Origin of the sequence: Halanaerobium salsuginis (assembly GCF_900114545.1) — a bacterium.
Classification (GTDB): Bacteria; Bacillota; Halanaerobiia; order Halanaerobiales; family Halanaerobiaceae; genus Halanaerobium; species Halanaerobium salsuginis.
Genome location: NZ_FOTI01000001.1, coordinates 18,284 through 41,066, shown reverse-complemented (window position 1 = coordinate 41,066; position 22,783 = coordinate 18,284). Strand labels below are relative to the sequence as shown.

Here is a 22,783-nt window from a genome sequence, read left to right as displayed (position 1 = left end):
ATAACTACTTAAAAATTTTCTTATAGGCTTTAAACGAATAATCAATAGCTGAAATAATAGTTACTGGAATAACCAGATAGAAAAAAGCATCACCAAAATAATCTACCCTTAATACCCGTAATGAAATAGCTAGATATAATAAAGCAATTGATAGTTTACCGATTAAAGTAGGGTTGATAAAATTAAGTCCAAAAATATAAGTAATAATTCCCGAAAATAAAATAAAAAGTTCGCGGGCCAAAATTATATAAGCAATTGCTCCTGAAATAAGTTTTAAATGAATTAAAACAAATAAAATACTAACAATTGTCAATTTATCTGCTAGAGGATCAAGCAGTTTGCCAAAACTAGACTGTAATTTATATTTACGTGCAATAAAGCCATCCAGAAAATCAGTCAAAGCTGAAATAGAAAATAAAACAGCTGCAGTAAAAATATCTCCCTGAGTGAAAAAAAATAAATAAAAAGGAATTAAAATAATTCTTAAAAATGTTATATAGTTCGGGATAGTAAACAAATTAATCACTCCAGGACTAAATTTCTTGATATTCTTCTTCAGTGATAATTTCACCATTTTCTAATTTTTGTTTAATTATATTATATTTACGATCAAATTCAAGCTCAAGCTGCAGCTTATTATAACAATTATCACATACAATTACTTTTTTTATTTCAAAAGCAGCATCACGTTCATCTTCATAAACTTTTTGAATATCATAACTTTTTCTAAATAACAATTTCATTTTATTACCACATTTATTATCTTTAACATAAATAGTAATTAAATTACCGCCATTATTATTAGAGCCCATAAAAATATTTTTAAGTGTAGCCAGTAAACCCATTACCAGCAAGCCTCCTTTAGTTAGAAAATCTAAAAAGTTAAATAGTTTAAAGATATGCACTTTTTTGGCATATCTTTAAACTTTTATTAAATAGACTAGACTACTCAGCTGTTGTATCAGCAGCAGCTGTTCTAGAACCTAATTTTTCGTCCATCATAAAAATTCCCTGAGTTGATTCGCCTACCATACGCAGCTTATCAACTACATCCCCTACAGAATCTTCTTCTTCAACTTGTTCATCCACAAACCACTGTAAAAAGGAATTAGTAGCATAATCCTGCTCTTCATTGGCTAAAGTTACTAAGTCATTTATTTTAGCAGTTATTTTTTCTTCATGAGCTAGAGCCTCTTCAAATACTTCCAGGTTAGATTCCCAGTCAGATTTTGGCTTATCGATAGCTTCTAAAATAACTCTGCCACCTCTTTCATTAACATAATCATAAATTTTACGGGCATGAGTCATTTCTTCATCTGTCTGCAGATCCATCCAGGTAGCAAATCCTGCCAGACCTTTATTAGCAAAATAAGCACCCATTGCTTGATATAAATAAGCTGAGTAAAGTTCTGCATTTATCTGTTCATTTAGCGCTTCTTCAAGTTTTTCATTCAACATAACTATCTACCTCCTGTGAATTGTTAAAATTTATCCCTTTCTTTATTAATTATTCAACAATTAGAGCTAATATCCTGCATTAAAATTAACAAGTTAAATCTAAAAAATGCACTTCCTAGTCAGTTTATTAAGCCGAATTAACTGACTTAGCGCTCTCTAAAGCTATTAATTTTATCAAAATAAGCCTGCATATCAAATTTACGTTCCAGACCATTTGAATTCATATATCTTACTTTACCAAATATCTCTCTTTCCTGCCAGGCTCGATCATGTTTGCCAAAACACCAGGCTACACCTGCATAACTATTTGCATCACGTCCATCTAGGGAATAAGTATTATTAAGTTTTAAAGCAGTCTGATAGGCCGCTTCAGGATCAGAAGTCCATTCTAATATTTTCTTTCCCCAATACATTCTCAGATAATTATGCATCTTACCAGTTATTAAAAGTTCTTGCTGAGCAGCATTCCAATATTCATCATGGGTTTCAGCAGCAGCTAGTTCTTGCAGAGAATAATTATAGCTGCGCTGATCACTTCTATGATCTAACAATGTTTGATAGGCCCAATCTGGTAAAATATCTTTTAGACTGGTAGCATATTTCTGATTGTAATAAACAAAATTAAATGCTAATTCTCTTCTAACAATTAATTCTTCCAAAAAATCAGCAGCATCATGATTAGAATCTAATGCTGCTAGAGCAACTTCAAGTGCAGAAATCTGCCCAAAATGAAGATAGGGACTCAAATTAGATTGATAATTCAATTCAGGTTGATTACGTTTTTCAGCATAGTCTGCCAGTTTATTATCAATAAAGTTATCCAATCTGCTCCGGGCCGACTGATATCCACCTTTAAAAAATTTACTATAACTATTTTGCTCATGCCAGTCATGTTCTCTTAGAATTTGATCAAGATCAGCAATTATTAAATCATTAAAAGCAGTTGTTTTAACTTTCGTTTTATTAAGGAGTTCTGGCAGCTGATATTTTTGTAAAAATTCAGCTTTAACAGCATTGATCTTTTTTCTAATTGTATAAGCTGCATATTCTTCTTTAGAACTAACTTCACCTATTGGACAAATTAAATTAGTTTCAATTAGATAAAAAGGAACTGTCAGTAAATCAGCAATGCTTTTTTTCCAGCTTTGTAAATTTTTCAAATAACTTTTTTCACTTACTAAAAGCGAGGCATCATCCAGAATTTTTTTTAACTGTTCAGGCTTATGATAAGATAATATATAAAAATTAAAATCAGCCTGCTTTAATTTTTTTTGTAACTCTTTTAGGCCTGTGAACATAAATTCAAAATGGCCAAATTCAGCTTCTGGATAATCTAGATCAACTAAGAAGAATATTAATAAAGGCTGCTTTAACTGATTAGCTTTTTCAATTGCAAATCCAAGTGCCTGATTATATTCTAAGCGCTGAGCAGACTGCATCCAATAAGCCACATATGAATTTCGCTTAACTTCTGCCTGATTAACCTGATGAATTCTTTTTTTATTAACTAACAAAGTTTTGTTCCTTGATCAAAGTGAATGTCCAATTGTGGAAATGGAATTCCAATTCCTGCCTGGTCGAAGGCATCTTTTACATTTTCATGCAGATCATAGTAAACAGTCCAGTAGTCTTCACCTTTTACCCATACTTTAACTGCAAAGTTCAGGGAACTTCCACCATGCTCAGCTAATCTAATCAAAGGCTCGGGCTCCTTTAAAATTAATTGATGTTCCTTAACTACTTGATTTAACACTTCTTTTGCCTGATGAATATCATCATCATAACCAATACCAAATGTTAAATCCACTCTTCTTGTTTCCATAGCTGAATAATTAACAATACTATTAGTAGAGATACTGCTATTTGGAATATATATTTTTTTATTATCAAAAGTAGTTAAAATAGTATATAAAATTTCTATCTCTTGTACTTTCCCCTTATAGCCAGCTACTTCTATAACATCACCAGCTGTAAATGGACGAAAAATAAGCAGGAGAACTCCACCGGCAAAATTTGATAAACTTCCCTGAAGAGCAAAGCCAACTGCAAAACCAACTGCTCCTAAAACAGCTACAAAGGAAGCTACTTCAATACCCAGAGTTGAAGCAGTAGAAATAAACAATAAAACAAGCAGAGCTGCTCTGGTAATCGAAAGCAAAAAACCACTTAAAGTTTTTTCAAATCTATTTCTAATATTTTTTTCTAATACCTTTATAATAAACTTTATAATCCACAAACCAATAATTAGTAAAATTAACGATAAGATTAATTTCATTCCATAATTAGCAATAGTCGCCTGCAAACCTTCAGTAATTTGATTCAATTTTTTTCCTCCTTATTTAGATTAATTAATAGTAATCTTAGCTATTAAACCGCTAGTTAATTATTAATTTCTGTCTCTTTAGTTTATTTCCTGCTTTTAAGTATGTTTAATTTATATTTAAAATAGCAGCTAAATAACTTTATTTCGAGCTTTTTTAGGTATAAAAAAAGAAGAACCGGGATTAACCAGTTCTTCAAAATAACATATGTTACAGGATAAAATTTAAATATCAACTGTTTCTTTAAAAGATTTACCACTTCTAAAGACAGGCACTTTACGTGCTGGTATCTGAATTTCTTCACCTGTTTGAGGATTACGGCCTTTTCTTGAACTTCTATCTTTAACTTCAAAGGTACCAAAACCGATTAGCTGAACATTGTCTCTTTTAGCTTCATCTTTTTTGGCCTCTGCTTTTAAGTGAGCCATAATTGTTTCGATAGTCTCATTAATTACATCACCTGTATCTTTTTTAGTGACACCTGTTTTTTCTGCAACAGCATCAATAAGTTCATTCTTTGTCATGAAAATTCACCCCCTTTAAACTGTAGGCTTTGTCGGTCATTATTTATTATTCTCGCTATAACAGCGATTTCCTGCTTTTTAAACGAAAAAATATCAAATTTATTCTTGAGCCCAGAGTGAATTATCAACAATTTCTTCCATCTCATGTTTTTTGCTTCTCAGCATTAGCTCTTCAACAGCCTGATAAGGATCTTCCCCATTAAATAAGACCTGATAAACTTTTTCTGTAATCGGCATCTCCAAATTAATTTTATTATCTTTAAGCCAATTATAAATGGCCCGGCAAGTTTTAACTCCTTCTACAACTTGTTTTACCTCTCGTTTAGCCTCTTCTAAAGTTTTTCCTTTACCAATTTCAATCCCAAAACGACGATTGCGGCTATGCATGCTGGTACAGGTTACAACAAGATCACCCATACCCGCCAGACCAGCCAGAGTAATTATCTTACCACCCTGGTACTCAACAAAACGATTCATTTCCATTAAAGCTCTGGTAATTAAAGCAGCTCGTGTATTATCGCCAAAATTAAGACCATCACAAATACCACTGGCCAGAGCAATAACATTCTTTAAAGCACCACCAAGCTCTACTCCCCGCAGATCTGGGTTAGTATAAACTCTAAAATATTTTGACATAAAAATGGATTGAACCTGTTCAGCTGCAGATTTATTTTGGGATGCAGCCACAATTGCTGTTGGTAATTTTTCCATAACTTCTTCTGCATGAGTAGGCCCTGATAAAGCAACTATATTTGTAAAACCTGCTCCAGCAATTAATTGTGAATTAGTTTTAAAATCAAATTCCGAAATTCCCTTTGCTGTAGAAACAACTATGGTCTCATCTGGTAGCAAATCATTTAATTTGTTACTAAGCTCAGCAACTGCCTGGGTAGGCACAGAAATAACTATCAGTTCAGCTTCTGCCACAGTCTCAGCCAAATCAGAGTAAGCTTTAATATTTTTTGCTAAAATATAGTTGGGGAAATATTTATGATTAAGATGTTGATTATTAATAGAAGCGGCAATTTTTTGATTACGGGCATATATATTAACTTGATGACCATTCTCAGCTAATAAATTAGCTAAAGCTGTTCCCCAGCTGCCTGCCCCAATTACTGCAATCTTAAATTTCATTATTTTTTACCACTCTTTCCTAATTTATCTGGATCCATTCTATTCTCTTTACCATGCAGTAAGCGCTTAATATTTTCGCGATGAGTATATATTACAAATAGAGCTAAAAGACAGGCAAAAATTATGTCTTGAGCTGCAAAACCACTAAAATAAAGTGTAAAAGGAAGAGAAATAGCGCCAATTATCGAACCTAATGAAACATATCTTGTTTTCAAAACAAAAGCCAGCCAGATTAAACCATAAATCAAAAAAGCTAGCGGATAAAGTCTTAAAATAACTCCAAAAGTAGTAGCAACTCCTTTACCACCAGAAAAGCCGAGGAAAACTGACCAATTATGACCCGCTATGGCAGCTACAGCAGCTATTAAAACCCAGATTGGAGCTGAATTAGCTAGAATTAACTGAGCAGCTAATACACCTAAATATCCTTTTAGAATATCAAAAACAGCCACAATAATACCAGATTTCAGGCCCATTACTCGCGCCACATTAGTTGCTCCTATATTACCACTACCATATTTACGTACATCTTTTTTCATTAAATATTTAGTTAATAAAAAACCAGATGGAATTGAACCAATCAGATAACTTAAAAGTACGGCAAAAATAAAACTCATTTTAACCTCCTTAATTTCTTTGTTTTAATTTAAATAGCATTGGATTTCCAACATATCCAAAAGCCTCTCTTAAAACATTTTCAAGATATCTTTGATAGGCAAAATGCATTAGATTAGGATCGTTAACAAAGAAGACAAATGTTGGAGGCTTAATTCCAACCTGGCTTCCATAATAAATTTTAAGCCTTTTACCTTTACGACTTGGTGGTTCTCTCAGCTGAACTGCTTCGGAGATTACCTCATTTAAAATACCAGTTTTAATTCTTAAATTACTTTGATCTACTACAAATTCAACTAAAGATAATAATTCTTCAATCCTTTCACCTGTTAGAGCAGAAATATAAGTTACCGGAACATAGTTTAAAAATTTAAGCTGGAAATATACCTCATCAGTATAATTCTGCATTGTTTTAGAATTCTTATCCATTAAATCCCATTTGTTAACCGCTATTACCATTGCTTTACCTTCATCATGCGCATAACCAGCAATTTTTTTATCCTGATCTGTAACACCTTTTTCAGCATCAATCATCATTAAAACAGCATCTGCTCTGTCAATAGAGCGTAATGCTCTTAAATTACTGTAATATTCAATATCTTCTTTTACTCTTGATTTTCTGCGCAGACCAGCTGTATCAATGAAGTTAAATTTATTTTCTTTCCATTCGATCAAAGTATCAACTGCATCTCTGGTAGTACCAGGCATATCACTAACAATAACTCTCTCCTGGCCCAATAGATAATTAATTAAACTTGACTTTCCTGCATTTGGTTTACCAATTACAGCTACCTTTATTTGATCAGAATCTTCTTCTACAGTTTCAACCTCTGGTAATTTACTAACTAGAACATCAAGTAATTCACCAGTATTTTTACCATGCTCAGCTGAAATAGGAATTGGATCTCCAAAACCAAGTGAATAAAATTCCCAACTAATTTCCTCCTGATGAGAAAAATCTTCAACTTTATTTACTACCAGAATAACTTCTTTATTTGTTCTATATAATAATTGAGCAATTTCTTCATCGACACCAGTTAAACCATCTCTAGCATCAACTACAAATAAAATAACATCAGCTTCTTCCATAGCTAATTCAGCTTGATATTTAATTTGGTTTTTTATTTTATCCTGATCATGCAAAACTATTCCACCAGTATCAATTACATTAAATTTTCTGCCTGTCCATTCTGATTCACCATAAATCCGATCTCGGGTAACATTAGGCTCACCCTCAACAATAGCTCTTCTACCGCCAACTAAACGATTAAAAAGAGTTGATTTTCCAACATTAGGTCGCCCCACAATTGCCACAGTTGTTTTAGCCATTTTTTATCACCTCCACTAATTCTTCAAAATTATTAATAAACTTAAGCTGATAGTCAGCTAATTCAGTTAAAAAATCTGCTTTAGTAACTCCATCTAAAAACTTCTGATCATCATTTAAAACTTTCGCAGGTATAAATATTTTATCATATTTTTGAGGATCAATTTTTAGCAATTTATTTTTTATATCTTGCGCTGTTAAAAGACCAGTTACAGTAACTGTATCACCAAAAAATCTATTGCTAATTACCGCCAATTCAAGCTTAAAATTATTAATTTCATTTAATTTATTGACTATATTAATAATTGATTTTTTCCCTAATTTAGATGTTAACAGTAAAGTATCTAAATTAGCAGTAAGATTGTTGGGCAAATTAAGTTTTGCAAATTGACTTTCTAAAAGAGCTGTTAACCCAATCCCATTTTCCAGCTGTGGAAATCCATTATATTCAGCAAGGCCAGGCAGCTTAGTTTCTGTTTCTAGATAAAATTCATCAGCCGCATAAATTAAGTTCTCACCATACCTGGTCCGGGCTTTATTCTGCCAATATTTTATTTGCTTTAGAGCTGCTCTTTTTTCCTGCTTAGTTAGTATTCTTAAATCGGCCAGTCCCTGACGATGGCAGGTTAAACCTACTGGAACAATTCCTATAGAAAGTAATGCCGGGTAATAATTAAGCAGATCAGATAAAGTCTTATCTAATTCTTTTTGATCATTATAACCAGGACATAAGACAATCTGAGTATGAAACTCAATTCCATTTTCAGCTAAAATAGTAAGCAATTTTTTTATTTCAGCTGCCCGGGGGTTTTTCATCATTGCAACTCTCAGTTCAGGATTAGTGGTGTGAACTGAAATATTAAGTGGGCTTAAATTTTGAGTAATTATTCTTTCAATTTCAGCAGTTTTCAAATTTGTTAGAGTTATAAAACTTCCCTGTAAAAAAGAAAAACGATAATCATCATCTTTTTGGTTTAAGGAAGCTCTTAAATTTTGAGGCTGCTGTTTAACAAAACAGAAAATGCAGTTATTAGCACACTGTTTTAGTCCATCAAAAATAATTTCTTTAAATTCAATCCCTAATTCTTTACCTAGTTCACGCTCAATCTCTATTTCTTCAATCTGTCCATTATTTCTTTTTAACTGTAGAGAAATAAAAGGCTCAGATATTTCATATAAATAATCAATATAGTCTTTAATTTCCTGTCCATTAATTTTAACAATTTTATCATCAGCTTTAATGCCTGCTTTATCTGCAGTTGAACCAGAAATTATGTTTTTAATTTTAATCATAGTTACCAGCCCCCTGCCAGCTTGATAATATCATATTTAAAATAACTAAGCAATAAAATAATAGCTTAAAAAGATAGTATATAATCCAGCCTGCTAACATTAAAAAAACCCGCCGTCCTGAAAAGGACAGCGGGTGCTTTTTTAATTATTCACCCTTGCCAAAAATATCTCCAACAATTTCTCCAATAGTTGCTCCACCAGAAGAAGAATTATCTTCTGATTTATTTTGTGATTTACTATTGTTATTATTAGATTTTTTGCTGCTTTCAGGTCTTGGTTCAGGCTTTTCTTCTAACTCTTTCAAGCTTAAGCCAACTCTTTCCTGATCAGCATCAATATTAATAATTTTAGCTTCTCTAACTTCACCAACACTAACTACTTCGTCAGCAGTTTTTACATGTCTGTGAGAAAGTTGAGAAATATGAATTAAACCTTCAATTCCTTTTTCAACTTCCATAAAGGCACCAAAATCAACTAATTTTGTAATTTTACCTTCAATAATTTCGCCTTCATAATGCTTTTCAGCAAATTCTTCCCAGGGATCTGGTAGTAATTGTTTTAGGCCAAGAGAAATTCTTTCTTCATCTTTGTTAACACCTAAAACTTTAACTTCTACTTCTTCACCTTCAGCAAGAACTTCTGCCGGGCTTTCAATTCTGCCCCATGACATTTCAGAAATATGGAGTAAACCTTCTATTCCACCTAGATCAATGAAAGCACCAAAATCAACTAATTTTGTTACTTTACCTTTTACTGTCTGGCCTTCTTCTAAAGAAGCGAGAGTTTCTGATTTCTTAGCTTCTCTTTCTTTTTCCAGAACTTTTTTAGCTGATAAAACAACATTATTATTATCTCTTTCGACTTCGATGATTTTTAAACGTAAAGTTTGTCCAACATATTCGCTTAAGTCATCTACATAACCAATTGCAACATGAGAAGCAGGAATAAATCCTCTTACTCCAACATCTACAACAAGTCCGCCTTTAACTTCTTTAGTAACTTCAGCTTCAATAATTTCTTCATTTTCATAAGCTTCTACAATTTTTTCCCAGGCTTTTTCATAATCTGCCTGTTTTTTAGATAAAATCATATTACCTTCATCGTCTTCTAAAGTCAAGATAACAACCTCAACTTCTTCATCTAAGCTAACAATTTCATTAGCATCTTCTACCTGACGATGACTGAGATGACGCAAAGGAATAAAGCCATCAGTTTTGTAATTGACATCAACATAGACACCATTATCATTGATTTCAACTACAGTACCTGTAACCTTTTGTCCTTTTCTTAAATCAGCAATATCATTATCGCTATATTTAAATTCAGCTTCTGCTTCAGTAGCTTCAGCCTCTTCCTCGTTGTTTTCAGCTTCAGTTGCAGCTTCTGCTGCTGTCTCTTCTACCTCCTCTACTACCTTTTCTTCACTTTCCTCTAAATTTTCAGTTGACTCAACATTTACATCTTTGTTTTCTTCGTTCATTAACTGAACAACCTCCCTTATTAACCAGTCTGGAGTTGATGCTCCAGCTGTAATTCCAACTTTATTTTTTCCATGCAGCCATTTTTTATCAATTTCAGTGGCTGTTTCTATATGATGAGTAGGGGTATTTGTGGCTGAACATATTTCTGCCAGCCTTGTAGTATTAGCACTATTATGACCCCCTATTACAAACATAACATCTACATCCTCAGCCAGCTTTCTTGCTGATGATTGTCTAATATCTGTAGTATTACAAATAGTGTTATAAACTTTTAATTCTTTGACTTCAGTTATTACTGAAGCTATTATTTCCCGAAAAGACTCAGGAGATTTAGTAGTTTGTGCTACAAAGCCAACCTTAGCCCGCAATTTAATATTAGCGAGATCAGATTTTTGCTTAATTATAGTTGCCTTTTGTAAACTCGCTCCATAAATTCCTTTAACTTCTGGATGATCGTAGTCACCATAAATAAAAGTTTGATAACCATCTTCGACCAACCTACGAGCATATTTTTGAGCATTTTTTACAAATGGACAAGTAGCATCTATAATTATAAGATCCTTGTCTTTTGCTTGTTCTAAAATATCTGGAGACACTCCATGAGAGCGAATAACTACAATTCCAGAATCAATTTCAGCAAGCGAAGAAGCAACTTTAACATTCTTTGCTTCTAAATTCTGCACAACCTGTGGGTTATGAATTAATGGTCCCAGGGTATAAACGGTAAGCCCTTCATTATCTTTGGCTGCTTTTAAAACCATATCAAGAGCTCTTTCTACCCCAAAACAAAACCCAGCTTCTTCTGCAGTAATAACCTCCAGAACCTTCACCTCCTTCCAGAACAACACCAACAAATACACGGCACCCATCAAAAATAAAAGGGTACCTCTTAAACTTTTTTCTCTATTAATCTTTGAATTCCTTCTTTATATCCAAAAAAATTTTAAAAAAACTAGATTTTTTATAAAAAAGGAATGAATTACTATAAATTTATTTGTGCTACAATTTTATCTTTAATATATTTAGCTGCAGCTTTTTTCTCAGCAGAAGTTAATTTATGATCAGTAAACTCTTCCATTGTAAATGGCTGCCCAATACTAACCGTAACTCTACCTGCCCGATTAATATTTTTAATCCCGACTGGCAAAATCGGACTTTTACTTTTAATTGCCAGCATGACAGAGCCAGCTTTAGGCAGTCCAGGTTTTCCTTCTGGACGACGAGTTCCTTCCGGAAAAATGCCTAAGATTTGATCATCTTTAATAACTTGAAGCGCATTTTTAACGGCACTAATATCAACTTTCCCCCTATCAACTGGAAAAGATCCAGCTAGAAAAAGCACAAACCGCAGCAAGATGTTATCAAAAAGTTCCTTTTTAGCCATAAATCTAACGGGGCGGGGGAAAATTGCTGCCAATAATGGAGGATCAAGAGCACTAATATGGTTAGACATTATAATTGCTCCTCCTTGAGCTGGAATATTTTCTTTTCCCTTCACTTCTATGCCTAAAAACAGCTTAAAAACAGCTAAGAGAATTACTCTAATTACCTGATAGATAATATCTTTCATTATTTATCACCTGACATAATTTTCAAAATTTCAGAAATCACATTAGGGATATCAAGTTTCGTTGTATCAATAACTACAGCATCATCAGCTATTGTGAGAGGGGAATGTTCCCGCTCACTGTCAAATTTATCCCTTCTGGCTATACTTGCTTTTATTTCATCCAAATTAGCCTCTTTATTCTGTTTTTTTAATTGTTCATATCGGCGCTTAGCTCTTTCAGTTAGAGATGCAGTTAAGAAAAATTTATATTCAGCATCCGGCAAAACAACTGTAGTAATATCACGTCCATCCATAACTACTTTATTTACGGCTGCTATTTGCTGCTGTTTTTTTACTAAAACTTCCCGTACCCCTTTAACAGCTGCAGTTTTGGAAACAAATTCATTTACTTTTTCTGATCTTATTTCCTGACTAACATCTTCCCCATCTAAAAAGACTTTACCAGTTAAATCAAATTCAATTTTAATTTCTTTAGCTAATTCAACCAGTTTAGTTTTATTATCAAAATCAATCTCTTTATTTAAAGCTGCAAGAGTAACAGCTCGATACATAGCCCCTGTATCTAGATGCAGATAATTTAATTTTTCAGCTAATAAACGGGCAATAGTACTTTTACCAGCACCACCTGGGCCATCAATTGCTACTACGTTTTTCATTAAGCTCACATCACCTTCAAAAATTATTTGATAAGATCTGGTCTTAAATTTTTAGCTCTTTTTAAATAACTATGTTTTAATAAAGCTGATTCTTTTGAACCATCTACATGTATTAATAATCTTATCATTTTAGGACTACTATTTTCAACTTTCATTTCTTGAAGACATAAAATAGGCGTATTTTGATATCCAAGCTCACGAATAGCTTTGCCAGGATAAAGTTGATCTAGATCATTAGTAGCAGAACTAATAATACTGATCAATTCAGATTCATTAAGCTCATTTGCCTGCATAAGATCCTGCATGAGTTCTTGTGTAGCAATTCGAATATCTTCTGCTTTGTTATTTTCAACGCTAATCGCTCCGCGCAGTGCGTACATTCAATTTCCCTCCAGCTTAATTTAATTTATTAAGTTTATCTAAAGCAACTTTTGCTGCTTCCTGTTCAGCTTCTTTTTTACTTGATCCACAACCAGAACCAAGATTATCTTCTTTTAACTTAACAGCAACCTTAAATGTTTTATTATGGTCAGGACCTTCTTCTCCAATAACTTCATATTCTGGTCGAATGTTGCCATTCTCTTGAATTACTTCCTGAAGCATAGTCTTGTAGTCCTGAATATGATTACCTTCCACAACATCAATAATATCTGGTTTAAGTAATCTTAAAATAAGTTCGCTTGCTGTTTCAAATCCCTGATCAAGATATAAAGCACCAAAAATTGCTTCCATAGTATCTGCAAGAATAGAATCTCTTTCCCTGCCTCCAGTCATTTCTTCACCTTTACCCAGGAATAAGAATTGACCTAATTCAATTCTTTTAGCTGCACCAGCTAAAATAGGAGCGCTTACTATTACTGCTCGCATTTTAGCAAGATCTCCTTCTGGCAAATTAGAAAAGCGGGTAAATAAATAAGTACTAATGGCCAGGCTTAAAACTGAATCTCCCAAAAATTCCAATCTTTCATTATCTTTCAAATGCAAACGTCTATTTTCATTAGGAAAAGACTTATGAGTTAAAGCCCGTTGAATCAACAGCTTATCTTTAAAATCAAGCAGCAGACTTTTTTCAAACTCCATTAATTTCCTTTGATTAAATAACTGACTCATCTTCTTTATATCACCATCCATTCAGATAAATAAAAACGGATGAAAGCCCCAAATGGAGCTTCATCCTGATTATTGTTTAAAGATTAAAGAATATCTTCCAGATAATTTACAGCATCATCAACTGTGCGAATGTCCTCTGCATCCTCATCAGGAATTTCTACATCAAACTCTTCCTCAAATGCCATAACTAATTCTACAACATCCAGAGAGTCTGCTCCTAAATCATCTATAAATGAAGAGTCCTCATTGATTTCATCAACATCAACAGCTAACTCTTCTGCTACAATTTCGATTACTCTTGATTTAATCTTGTCCACTCCATTCACCTCCTTTCACTAGGTCTTCTTTTATAAACACAGTGGTCGACCTAGCACTAGGGCAGTGAGCCCTTCGCACTAGTTGTCTTCTTTTATAAACACAATGGTCGACCTAGCACTAGGGCAGTGAGCCCTTCGCACTAGTTGTCTTCTTTTATAAACACAGTGGTCGACCTAGCACTAGGGCAGTGAGCCCTTCGCACTAGGCTGGCTAAGCACCCATTCCACCATCAATTTTAATTACTTCTCCATTTATGTAGGCAGCTTGATCAGAAGCCAGAAAAGCTACTAAATTAGCAACTTCTTCTGCTTTGCCTAACCTGGCAAGTGGAATCTGCTTTAAGATCTCTTCTTTTAACTGATCTGTCAGCTCATCTGTCATATCAGTTGTAATAAATCCAGGTGCAACCGCATTACTACAAACTCCCCGGGCAGCTAATTCTTTAGCTAAAGACTTAGTAAATCCTATAATACCTGCTTTTGCTGCTGAATAATTTGCCTGGCCAGCATTGCCATTAATTCCAACCACAGAAGAAATATTTATAATTCTTCCCTGTTCAGATTTAAGTAAATATCTAACTGCGTTTTTAGTACAATTAAAAACACCTTTTAGATTAATATTCATTACTTGATCCCAGTCGGATTCTTTCATCCTCAATAATAGTTTATCTCTGGTTATCCCGGCATTATTAATCAAGATATCTAAACCTGACATTTTTTGATAAGCTGCTTTAACCAAAGTAGCTGCTGCATTGTAATCACCAACATCAGCCTGAATGACAAATGCTCTGCTCCCACTTGCTTCTAGTTCATTTTGTAATTCTAAAGCATTTGTTTCTGAATTGGCATAATTTAAAGTTACAATTGCACCTAAAGCCGCCATTTTTCTGGCTATTGCAGCTCCAATTCCCCGGGAACTTCCTGTAATCAAAACTTTTTTATCAGTAAGGTTTAGCAAACTTTGCCCTCCTTTTGAACTCAAAATTTAACTTAATGATTTCAATTCAGTAAATTATTACAATTATTTTTAATAACAATCTCTGCATCCTGGATCAAATTTTCAATTATTTCAGCTGCAGGTAAAATATCAGCAATCAATCCTGCAATCTGACCTGCCATTACACTGCCCTCTGTAACATCACCTTCAATAACTGCTGCACGCAATCTACCTGTAGCAAGCTCCTCTATTTCAGGAGTAGCAGTTCCTGCTTGCTCTAACTTGGCAATCCTTTTAGTTAAAGTATTTTTTAAATTACGCACCGGATGTCCAGTACTTCTTCCTGTAACAACAGCATCTCGATCTCGAGCTTTTAAAATTGCTGTTTTAAATTCCTCAGCTGCTGTACATTCTGCTGCACAAACAAAGCGTGTTCCCATCTGAACACCAGCTGCTCCTAAAGTTAAAGCTGCAGCTAAACCACGTCCATCTGCAATACCTCCAGCAGCAATTACCGGAATGGAAATTGCATCAATAACCTGAGGTACTAAAGCCATTGTAGTCAGCTCACCGATATGTCCCCCAGCTTCAGTTCCTTCAACAATTACTGCATCTACCTTCAGTCTTTCCATTCTTCTTGCTAAAGCAACCGAAGGTACAACAGGAACAACTTTACTGCCAGCTGCCTGAAACCTTTTGACATGTTTACCAGGATTTCCTGCTCCAGTAGTAATAACTGGAATTTTTTCTGTAATTGCCAGTTCAATTATTTCCTCGGCAAATGGTGACAACAACATAATATTTAGCCCGAATGGTTTATCAGTAAGCTTACGTACTTTATCAATTTCTTTTTTTATTACATCAGCAGGAGCATTCCCAGCTCCAATAATTCCCAATCCTCCAGCTGCAGAAACTGCTGCCGCAAGCTCTCCAGTTGCAACCCAGGCCATACCACCCTGGATAATCGGTTTTTCTATATTTAATAAATCACACAATTCAGTTTTCAAGGCCATTAATTATTTCAACTCCTCATCTGCTTCAATTTCCAGTTTAATCTGGTCAACTATATCTTCTTGCAGGGCCTTCTGGGCTGTTTTAATAGCATTATAGATAGCAGTTGCATCAGAACTACCATGGCTTATAATAACAATGCCATCAATTCCCAATAAAGGAGCACCTCCATACTGACGGTAATCAATTTTTTGCATAACTTTTTTTAAGTAAGGTTTTAAAGTTAAAGCCGCCAGCTTAGTCAATAAATTAGCCCGAAAACTCTCTTTTAGTAAATCAAGAAAAAAAGAAGCAGCTCCTTCAGTTGTCTTTAAAACTATATTTCCAATAAATCCATCAGTCACAATTATATCACATCGATCATTAAAAATATCGCGGCCTTCAACATTGCCAATAAAATTTTTAATTCTCTGATCAGCTGCTAAAACTTGATAACTTTCTTTAGCTAGTTTATTTCCTTTATTACTTTCAGACCCAATATTAAGCAAACCAATTCTGGGTTGTTTAATATTAAGTACTTTTTCTGCATATAATTGTCCCATTAAAGCAAATTGCTGTAAATTTTCCGGACTGCAATCAGTATTAGCTCCATTATCAAGGACAAGAGTACTCCCCTTACTAGCTGGGAAATTAGCAGCAATAGGGGGTCTTAAAACACCCTTCACTCTGCCTACCCTTAATAAAGCAGCCGCCAGAACTGAACCAGTATTACCAGGTGAAATAAAAGCATTTACCTGACCTGTTTTTAATAGATTAGCTCCTACATTAACTGTTGCATTTTTCTTTTTTCGTAATGCCTTGACAGGAGACTCTTCCATTGTAATCACCTGATCAGCATTCTCGACTTTAATTTGAGCCTGATTATAATTAAATTCAGCTAACTCCTGAGTTATAATATCATATTCCCCTATCAGGGTCAATTCTAGCTTCGAATCCTGATTAATCGCCTTAATAACCCCTTTTAAAAGCTCAGCAGGGGTATTTTCTCCACTCATTATATCAACAGCTATTTTATCCAATATTGCCGCCTCCCAGAAAGAAAAAAACAAAAAAATATAGATAAGCTATCATTTGCAAAACATTATATCTCAACCGTCGGTCAAATGCAAGTTTAGGACAAGAAAAAAACAGAGAATCTCGATTAAAGAGATCTCTGTTTAAGACAATAATTTAATTAGCGCTCACCTTTTTACCATCATAATGTCCACACTCAGGACATACATGATGAGGTAAAATCTTTTCATGGCAGTTAGAACATTCTACCAGATTCGGAGTGCTTAATTTTTTATGGGTACGTCTTTTACGCTTACGTGTTTTAGAAGTCCGTTTCTTTGGTACAGCCACATTCTCCACCTCCTTTAACTATCTTTTTTATCATAAAACTCCTTTAACTTAGCCAGGCGAGGATCTATAGTATCAATTTCACAGTCACATTCACCTTCATTTAAGTTCTGTCCACATTGAGGACATAAACCCTTACAATCATCAGAACAAAGAACTTTCATTGGTAAAGATAAAATAATATTATCAATAATTATCTCATCAATAAATAGTTCTGATTGATCTTCCATTTCCTCTTTTAAAACTTCTTCAGAAATAGCTAATTCAATCGGTTCTATAAACTCTTTTAAACAGCGGCTACAGTTTAATTTCAACTTACTTGTTATTGTTCCCTTAACTAGAAAAGAATCAGTTGTATTAAAAACTTCCAGATTAATTTCAATTAAGTCAGCAACTTCAATTTCTCTTTCTGCAAATTTTAAGCTGTTGAGTTCTAGTTCCTGATTGAATTCTTTTTTACCACCGATTTCCTTTAAATCACTGAGGTTAATATACAATTTATTAGATCACCCCTGTAAATAGCCACGTTTTATTATACAGAAAGGAGCTTTAACTGTCAAGGAGAATTTATTCAGCAACAAGCGCTAGAGTGTCCCGTGCAATCACTAATTCTTCATTTGTAGGAATAACATAAACCTTAACTTTTGAATCTGCTGCTGTAATATCGGTTAATTTACCGCGTACGTTATTTTTTTCAGTATCAATTTTAATGCCGAGATAGTCAAGATCCTGACAAATATCTTCTCGCATTTCAATTCCGTTCTCACCAATTCCGGCTGTAAAGACTACTGCGTCAACACCGTTCATAGCTGCTACATAAGAGCCAATATATTTTTTAGCTCTATAAGAAAACATTTTTAAAGCTAGTTGAGCCTTTTGATTACCTTCTTCAGCTGCTTCTTCAATATCACGAGTATCATTACTGATACCAGTTATACCTAAAAATCCACTTTCATTATTCATAATATCGTCCATTTCTTGAGGACTAAGGTCTTCTTTTTCCATGATATAAGGAATAGCGGCTGGATCAATATCTCCACAACGAGTACCCATTACCAATCCTTCTAAAGGAGTTAAACCCATACTTGTATCATAAGATTTACCACTCTTGACAGCTGTAATACTAGCCCCATTTCCAAGATGACAAGTAATTATTTTTGTTTCTTCAACAGCTTTACCTAGCTGCTCAGCTGCTAATTGAGCTACATATTTATGAGAAGTACCATGAGCTCCATATCTTCTAATATCATATTTTTCATAATATTTATAAGGAAGAGCATACATATATGCTTCTTCTGGCATAGATTGATGGAAAGCAGAATCAAAAGTAACAACCTGTTTTGTTTCAGGCATTAATTCTTCACAAACATTAATTCCCATTAAATGCGCTGGATTGTGTAGAGGGGCAATTTTAGCACACTCTTTAATTTTAGCTTTTACATCATCATCAACTAAAACAGATTTATCAAAAAATTTACCACCCTGAACTACTCGATGACCAACACCATCTATTTCATCAACACTGCTGATAACACCATTTTCTTCATCAGTTAAGGCAGCAATAACCAATTCCATCCCTACTTCATGATCAGGTATAGCCTGCTCAATCACATATTCATGTCCTGAGACTTCCTGTTCTAAACGAGCTCCATCGATACCAATTCTTTCTACCAAACCAACTGCTAATACTGATTCATCTGTCATATCAATTAGTTGATATTTGATTGACGAACTACCACTATTGATAACAAGAATTTTCATTTTTTTCCTCCTAGAAATATTATTTATTTTGTGCTTGCACTGCTGTAATTGCTGTTAAATTAACGACATCTTCAACTGAGCATCCCCGAGATAAGTCATTAATAGGAGCTGCTAATCCCTGTAAGATTGGCCCAACAGCTTCTGCACCAGCAAGCCTCTGAACAAGTTTATATCCAATATTTCCTGACTGTAAGTCAGGGAATATTAAAACATTTGCCTGACCGGCAACTTTACTACCAGGAGCTTTTTTCTGGGCCACTGCAGCTACTAAAGCTGCATCAGCCTGCATTTCTCCATCTACCTTTAAGTCAGGATTATTTTCCTGGGCCAGCTTAACTGCCCGAACAACATTATCTACATTATCATGTCTAGCACTACCTTTGGTTGAAAAAGACAGCATTGCTACCTGAGGGTCAATATTAACCAGTGTGCTTGCTGTATCAGCTGTTGTAGCAGCAATTTCTGCCAGCTGTTCTGAATTAGGAGCCGGATTAACTGCACAATCAGAAAAGACCATAATACCGTCCTGACCAAAAGACTTATCCTTTAAGACCATAATCATTGCACTGGAAACTGTAGAAATACCTGGTTTAGTTTTGACAATTTGGAAAGCAGGACGAAGTACATTGCCAGTAGCATTAGCCGCTCCAGCTACCATACCATCAGCCTTATCAGTATAAATCATCATTGTTCCAAAATAAAGCGGATCTTTTATTGCTTTTTCAGCATCTGCTTTACTAATTCCTTTATGTTTTCTTAACTCATAAAATTTATCGGTAAATTCTGTTATGTAAGCAGAGTTTTCCGGTTCAATTATTTCTACTCCAGTTAAGTCAACTCCTGTTTCTTTGGCAGTAGCCTTTATTTCAGCTTCTTTACCCAAAATTGTTACTGCAGCTACTTTTTCTGTTGTAGCTTGGGCTGCTGCCTGAACAATTCTTTCATCATATCCTTCAGCATAAACAATCCTTTTTAAATCAGCTGCTGCTTTTTCTTTGAAATTTTTCAAGACATCCATTTTTAATTCCTCCCCCGAAATTTTAGATATTTATTGTTGTTTTTTTATTTCTCTGTTATTATAATACTATATTAAAGCTTTTATTCCTTTATTATTTAAAGAAGTTCGAAAAGTAAAACTTTTTAATAAAATTAATAATTTATGCTTAAATTGAGGTGTTTTTTTTGCAGATAACAGCATTAATAACAGAATATAACCCTTTTCACAATGGCCATCTTTATCATCTCGAACAAAGCCGCAAACTAACATCAGCAGACTATATAATTGTAATTATGAGCGGTAATTTTACCCAGCGAGCAGAACCTGCTTTACTTAATAAATGGGCCCGGGCCAGTCAGGCTCTAAAATGTGGTGCAGATCTTGTTCTTGAATTACCTTTCGTCTATAATATTCGCAGTGCTGAATACTTTGCTTATTTTGCAGTCCAGAGTATCCAGAAAAGCCAGCTGATTGATAATATTGTTTTCGGCAGTGAATCAGGTGATTTGAAATTGCTGCAGGCAGTAGCTGAGGCCTTTAACAATGAAAACAAGCATTTCAAAAATAATTTGAGCAGCTATCTCAATCAGGGGTTAAATTATCCCCTTGCTCGAGAAAAGGCACTGTTAGCATCTTATCACAAATATAAACAATTTAAAAATTTTTCAGCTACTGAAATAAAAAATGTTCTAAACTCCCCGAATAATATTCTTGCTATTGAATATTTAAAAGCTATTGATCGCTTAAATTTAAATTTAAGGCCATTTACAATTAAGAGAGTAGGCAGCAGCTATCACAGCCAAAAAACAGCAGGTGAATTTGCCAGCGCTTCTCTGCTGAGGGAAAAAATATTCAACCAGAATCAATTAGATAAAACGAATATCAAAGAGCTAGTTCCCAAATCAGCCTACCAAATTTTGGAGCAGGAAATTAAGCAGGGACGTTATGTAGGCAACTCCGGTAAAAAATCACTTTTAATTAAACAACTTGATTTAATCAGACGGCAAACAATTGCTGAATTAACAGCTTACCCTGAAATAAATACGGATTTAGCTAGCCGCCTCTTAAAAACAGCTCTTTATACTAAAAATGATAATTTTATGCAAAATTTAAAAGCAAAGAATTATACTGAAACAAGATTAAAACGTAATTTACTGCAAATTTATTTTGAACTTAATGAAGCTAAATTATCACTATTAGATAAAAATGGACCTTCTTATCTGCGAGTAATTGGTATCAAACAGGGCCAGGAAAAACTACTCAAAAAATTAACCCAACAGGCTTCTTTACCTATAATTACTAATCCTGCTGCTTTTCTGCGAGAACCATCGTATCATAATAGAGATCCTTTACAGCTAGCTTTAAGCTATGATATTTTAGCTAGTGATCTCTATTGCTTACTTTATCAAAATCACAGCTGGCAGCAGGCAAGAAAAGACTACCACCAGCCTCTGCTTAAAGTTTAAGTTCTCTGCTGAGCTAGATAATTAATTATATCATCAATAGTTTTAACCTTTAATAGTTTTAATCCAGCTGCATATTTGGCAGCTGTGTCATAATTTTCAACTGGAACTATAAAAAGATCAGCTCCCGCTTTCTTTGCTGCCATAACTTTATATTTAACTCCATCTATTCTGCCAATTTTACCATCAAGGTTTATGGTTCCAGTTCCAGCAATTTTAAGCCCACCTGTAAGATCACGCTGTGTGAGCTGATTATAAATTTCCATTGTAAACATACTTCCTGCCGAAGGGCCTACAATATTTTCTGTATGGAAGATAACTTTTTTCGGGATATCATAATTCAAGCCTTTTGAAGTAATCAAAACTCCGATTGAAGGATTCCCTTTATTACCTTCTAATTCAACTGTCGGCAAATCAAAATTTAAAGTTTGATCAGCGCGTTTAACAGTAATTTTAACTAAATCACCAATTTCTCTATCTTTAATCAAGTTAACTGCATCAGCTGCCATTTCTACTTTTTGTCCATCAATAGCTGTAATCAAGTCATCAGCCTTAAGCTTACCTTGTGCAGAACCATCTTTCATTACTTCAACGACCTCTACTCCTTCACCAGTTATTTTAACCTGGTAGCCTGCTTTGCGAAAAGCTACTGCCTGAGCCTGAAGTTTACTTTCTTCCATTAATTTTGCCATAATATCAAGATACTGCTGCATATCCATTCCTTCAGGCAGCTGATCACTGACAGCAGTAAGTTCCTTATCTTCTGGTTTAAAAAGTTTAATTTCGATAAAATCCCAGGCAACTGCTCGTCTGGTACTAACTGCTGTTAAAAAGAAATCTCCAGCGGCAGGTTTAGCTCCTTCTACCTCTACCATCGGCGCTAATCTAGCTGCAATTCCTGGCGCCATCACCTGATAAGGGATTGGAATAAAATGACTTAAAACAAATAAAATAAAAATAATACCAATTAACTTTGAACTTAATCGAGAGCGATTTTTACGTTTCATTATCATCTTCCTTAATTTATTATTTTTTAAGCTCAATAAATAATTAATTTACCAGCTTATTTTCGGACTAATGAATGCTGGACAACGAATATATTATATCTTAAACTAATGGTTAAATGCAAAAAATTACTTAGCTCTAAATTACACATGTATTCCTTGACATAAATTAGGGACTAATGATATACTCTTAACAAATAAAAATAATAGAATATAGTCTTTGACTAGAAAAGCCTCATCTTAAACTGATGAGGTAGAGGTGCGGTAAAAATTAGTAATCATTATAATAGAAATAAAACCAAATTGCTGCTTTTATAGAGTTTAGTTAATGAGGAAAGGTTTTATCGCCGAAGCAATTGTTCAGCTGGTTTTCTGGATAATTTGCTGGGTCTGTATAAAATATATACAGGACTGTCATTATAATTATTAATTATAATGTTGTGCTATCTTAAAAGTTTTAGTA

The 22,783-nt window shown here is 34.1% G+C and carries 25 protein-coding genes and 1 riboswitch; of the genes, 1 reads left to right on the top strand and 24 read right to left on the bottom strand.

From position 1 onward, the window contains the following. Positions 1 to 4 precede the first annotated feature (4 nt). The 23 genes from BMZ74_RS00200 to pta all read right to left on the bottom strand — a co-directional run bounded on the left by BMZ74_RS00200 (position 5) and on the right by pta (position 19,874). Complete coding sequence (locus tag BMZ74_RS00200; protein WP_245750764.1) at positions 5 to 526, bottom strand: CDP-alcohol phosphatidyltransferase family protein; 522 nt, start codon at positions 524 to 526, stop codon at positions 5 to 7. 7 nt (positions 527 to 533) lie between these two features. Further along, on the bottom strand, positions 534 to 845 hold the full coding sequence (locus tag BMZ74_RS00195; protein ID WP_089857851.1) for a hypothetical protein: 312 nt from the start codon (positions 843 to 845) through the stop codon (positions 534 to 536). A 100-nt stretch (positions 846 to 945) separates the two neighbouring features. Beyond that, positions 946 to 1,458 carry a ferritin gene (locus tag BMZ74_RS00190; protein ID WP_089857848.1) on the bottom strand — a complete coding sequence of 171 codons (513 nt, stop codon included), beginning with the start codon at positions 1,456 to 1,458 and terminating at the stop codon, positions 946 to 948. A 146-nt stretch (positions 1,459 to 1,604) separates the two neighbouring features. Continuing rightward, positions 1,605 to 2,972 carry a deoxyribodipyrimidine photo-lyase gene (locus BMZ74_RS00185; RefSeq protein WP_089857844.1) on the bottom strand — a complete coding sequence of 456 codons (1,368 nt, stop codon included), beginning with the start codon at positions 2,970 to 2,972 and terminating at the stop codon, positions 1,605 to 1,607. Next, positions 2,966 to 3,781: a mechanosensitive ion channel family protein gene (locus BMZ74_RS00180; RefSeq protein ID WP_089857840.1), complete on the bottom strand. Its 816-nt coding sequence runs from the start codon at positions 3,779 to 3,781 to the stop codon at positions 2,966 to 2,968. The genes BMZ74_RS00185 and BMZ74_RS00180 overlap by 7 nt, the downstream gene beginning before the upstream one ends. Before the next feature lie 222 nt (positions 3,782 to 4,003). After that, complete coding sequence (locus BMZ74_RS00175) at positions 4,004 to 4,303, bottom strand: HU family DNA-binding protein (protein ID WP_089857837.1); 300 nt, start codon at positions 4,301 to 4,303, stop codon at positions 4,004 to 4,006. Between the two features lie 99 nt (positions 4,304 to 4,402). Then, positions 4,403 to 5,437, bottom strand: coding sequence for an NAD(P)H-dependent glycerol-3-phosphate dehydrogenase (locus BMZ74_RS00170; RefSeq protein ID WP_089857834.1), 1,035 nt, complete (start codon positions 5,435 to 5,437; stop codon positions 4,403 to 4,405). Next, positions 5,437 to 6,054 (bottom strand): glycerol-3-phosphate 1-O-acyltransferase PlsY, encoded by a 618-nt coding sequence (gene plsY / locus BMZ74_RS00165; protein ID WP_089857831.1) that lies wholly within the window; start codon positions 6,052 to 6,054, stop codon positions 5,437 to 5,439. Before plsY ends, BMZ74_RS00170 begins: the two co-directional genes overlap by 1 nt. 10 nt (positions 6,055 to 6,064) lie before the next feature. Beyond that, positions 6,065 to 7,381, bottom strand: a complete 1,317-nt coding sequence (der, locus tag BMZ74_RS00160; protein ID WP_089857828.1) for a ribosome biogenesis GTPase Der — start codon at positions 7,379 to 7,381, stop codon at positions 6,065 to 6,067. Continuing rightward, positions 7,374 to 8,672 carry a DUF512 domain-containing protein gene (locus tag BMZ74_RS00155; protein ID WP_089857822.1) on the bottom strand — a complete coding sequence of 433 codons (1,299 nt, stop codon included), beginning with the start codon at positions 8,670 to 8,672 and terminating at the stop codon, positions 7,374 to 7,376. Before BMZ74_RS00155 ends, der begins: the two co-directional genes overlap by 8 nt. Positions 8,673 to 8,817: 145 nt before the next feature. Next, a complete protein-coding gene (locus BMZ74_RS00150; protein WP_089857818.1) occupies positions 8,818 to 10,983 on the bottom strand; it encodes a bifunctional 4-hydroxy-3-methylbut-2-enyl diphosphate reductase/30S ribosomal protein S1 in 2,166 nt (721 codons plus the stop codon). A gap of 152 nt (positions 10,984 to 11,135) precedes the next feature. Further along, entirely contained in the window at positions 11,136 to 11,723 is a 588-nt protein-coding gene (locus tag BMZ74_RS00145; RefSeq protein ID WP_089857815.1) for a lysophospholipid acyltransferase family protein, read from the bottom strand. Continuing rightward, the gene (gene cmk / locus BMZ74_RS00140) at positions 11,723 to 12,379 is read right to left on the bottom strand and encodes a (d)CMP kinase (RefSeq protein ID WP_089857812.1); all 657 of its coding nucleotides are present in this window, start codon (positions 12,377 to 12,379) and stop codon (positions 11,723 to 11,725) included. The genes BMZ74_RS00145 and cmk overlap by 1 nt, the downstream gene beginning before the upstream one ends. Before the next feature lie 23 nt (positions 12,380 to 12,402). Further along, positions 12,403 to 12,759 (bottom strand): chorismate mutase, encoded by a 357-nt coding sequence (gene aroH / locus BMZ74_RS00135; protein ID WP_089857809.1) that lies wholly within the window; start codon positions 12,757 to 12,759, stop codon positions 12,403 to 12,405. 16 nt (positions 12,760 to 12,775) lie between these two features. Then, positions 12,776 to 13,489: a ribonuclease III gene (rnc, locus tag BMZ74_RS00130; RefSeq protein ID WP_089857806.1), complete on the bottom strand. Its 714-nt coding sequence runs from the start codon at positions 13,487 to 13,489 to the stop codon at positions 12,776 to 12,778. 83 nt (positions 13,490 to 13,572) lie between these two features. Next, positions 13,573 to 13,797 carry an acyl carrier protein gene (locus BMZ74_RS00125; protein ID WP_425432335.1) on the bottom strand — a complete coding sequence of 75 codons (225 nt, stop codon included), beginning with the start codon at positions 13,795 to 13,797 and terminating at the stop codon, positions 13,573 to 13,575. A gap of 220 nt (positions 13,798 to 14,017) precedes the next feature. Then, a complete protein-coding gene (gene fabG, locus BMZ74_RS00120; RefSeq protein ID WP_089857800.1) occupies positions 14,018 to 14,764 on the bottom strand; it encodes a 3-oxoacyl-[acyl-carrier-protein] reductase in 747 nt (248 codons plus the stop codon). 41 nt (positions 14,765 to 14,805) lie between these two features. After that, on the bottom strand, positions 14,806 to 15,756 hold the full coding sequence (gene fabK / locus BMZ74_RS00115) for an enoyl-[acyl-carrier-protein] reductase FabK (protein ID WP_089857798.1): 951 nt from the start codon (positions 15,754 to 15,756) through the stop codon (positions 14,806 to 14,808). Between the two features lie 3 nt (positions 15,757 to 15,759). Further along, positions 15,760 to 16,773, bottom strand: coding sequence for a phosphate acyltransferase PlsX (plsX, locus tag BMZ74_RS00110; RefSeq protein ID WP_089857795.1), 1,014 nt, complete (start codon positions 16,771 to 16,773; stop codon positions 15,760 to 15,762). 151 nt (positions 16,774 to 16,924) lie between these two features. Next, positions 16,925 to 17,098, bottom strand: coding sequence for a 50S ribosomal protein L32 (rpmF, locus tag BMZ74_RS00105; RefSeq protein ID WP_089857792.1), 174 nt, complete (start codon positions 17,096 to 17,098; stop codon positions 16,925 to 16,927). 14 nt (positions 17,099 to 17,112) lie between these two features. After that, positions 17,113 to 17,592 carry a YceD family protein gene (locus tag BMZ74_RS00100; RefSeq protein ID WP_089857789.1) on the bottom strand — a complete coding sequence of 160 codons (480 nt, stop codon included), beginning with the start codon at positions 17,590 to 17,592 and terminating at the stop codon, positions 17,113 to 17,115. Positions 17,593 to 17,662: 70 nt separating this feature from the next. Further along, positions 17,663 to 18,856 (bottom strand): acetate/propionate family kinase, encoded by a 1,194-nt coding sequence (locus BMZ74_RS00095; RefSeq protein ID WP_089857786.1) that lies wholly within the window; start codon positions 18,854 to 18,856, stop codon positions 17,663 to 17,665. Between the two features lie 19 nt (positions 18,857 to 18,875). Further along, on the bottom strand, positions 18,876 to 19,874 hold the full coding sequence (gene pta / locus BMZ74_RS00090; RefSeq protein ID WP_089857784.1) for a phosphate acetyltransferase: 999 nt from the start codon (positions 19,872 to 19,874) through the stop codon (positions 18,876 to 18,878). A 164-nt stretch (positions 19,875 to 20,038) separates the two neighbouring features. On the opposite strand from pta, the gene BMZ74_RS00085 reads away from it, so the two are divergent. Further along, positions 20,039 to 21,319 carry a tRNA(Met) cytidine acetate ligase gene (locus tag BMZ74_RS00085; RefSeq protein ID WP_089857782.1) on the top strand — a complete coding sequence of 427 codons (1,281 nt, stop codon included), beginning with the start codon at positions 20,039 to 20,041 and terminating at the stop codon, positions 21,317 to 21,319. Here BMZ74_RS00085 and BMZ74_RS00080 read toward each other — a convergent pair. Then, on the bottom strand, positions 21,316 to 22,323 hold the full coding sequence (locus BMZ74_RS00080) for a YlbL family protein (RefSeq protein ID WP_089857779.1): 1,008 nt from the start codon (positions 22,321 to 22,323) through the stop codon (positions 21,316 to 21,318). The genes BMZ74_RS00085 and BMZ74_RS00080 overlap by 4 nt on opposite strands. 243 nt (positions 22,324 to 22,566) lie before the next feature. Next, positions 22,567 to 22,774, top strand: a riboswitch (Lysine riboswitch). Positions 22,775 to 22,783: the final 9 nt, after the last annotated feature.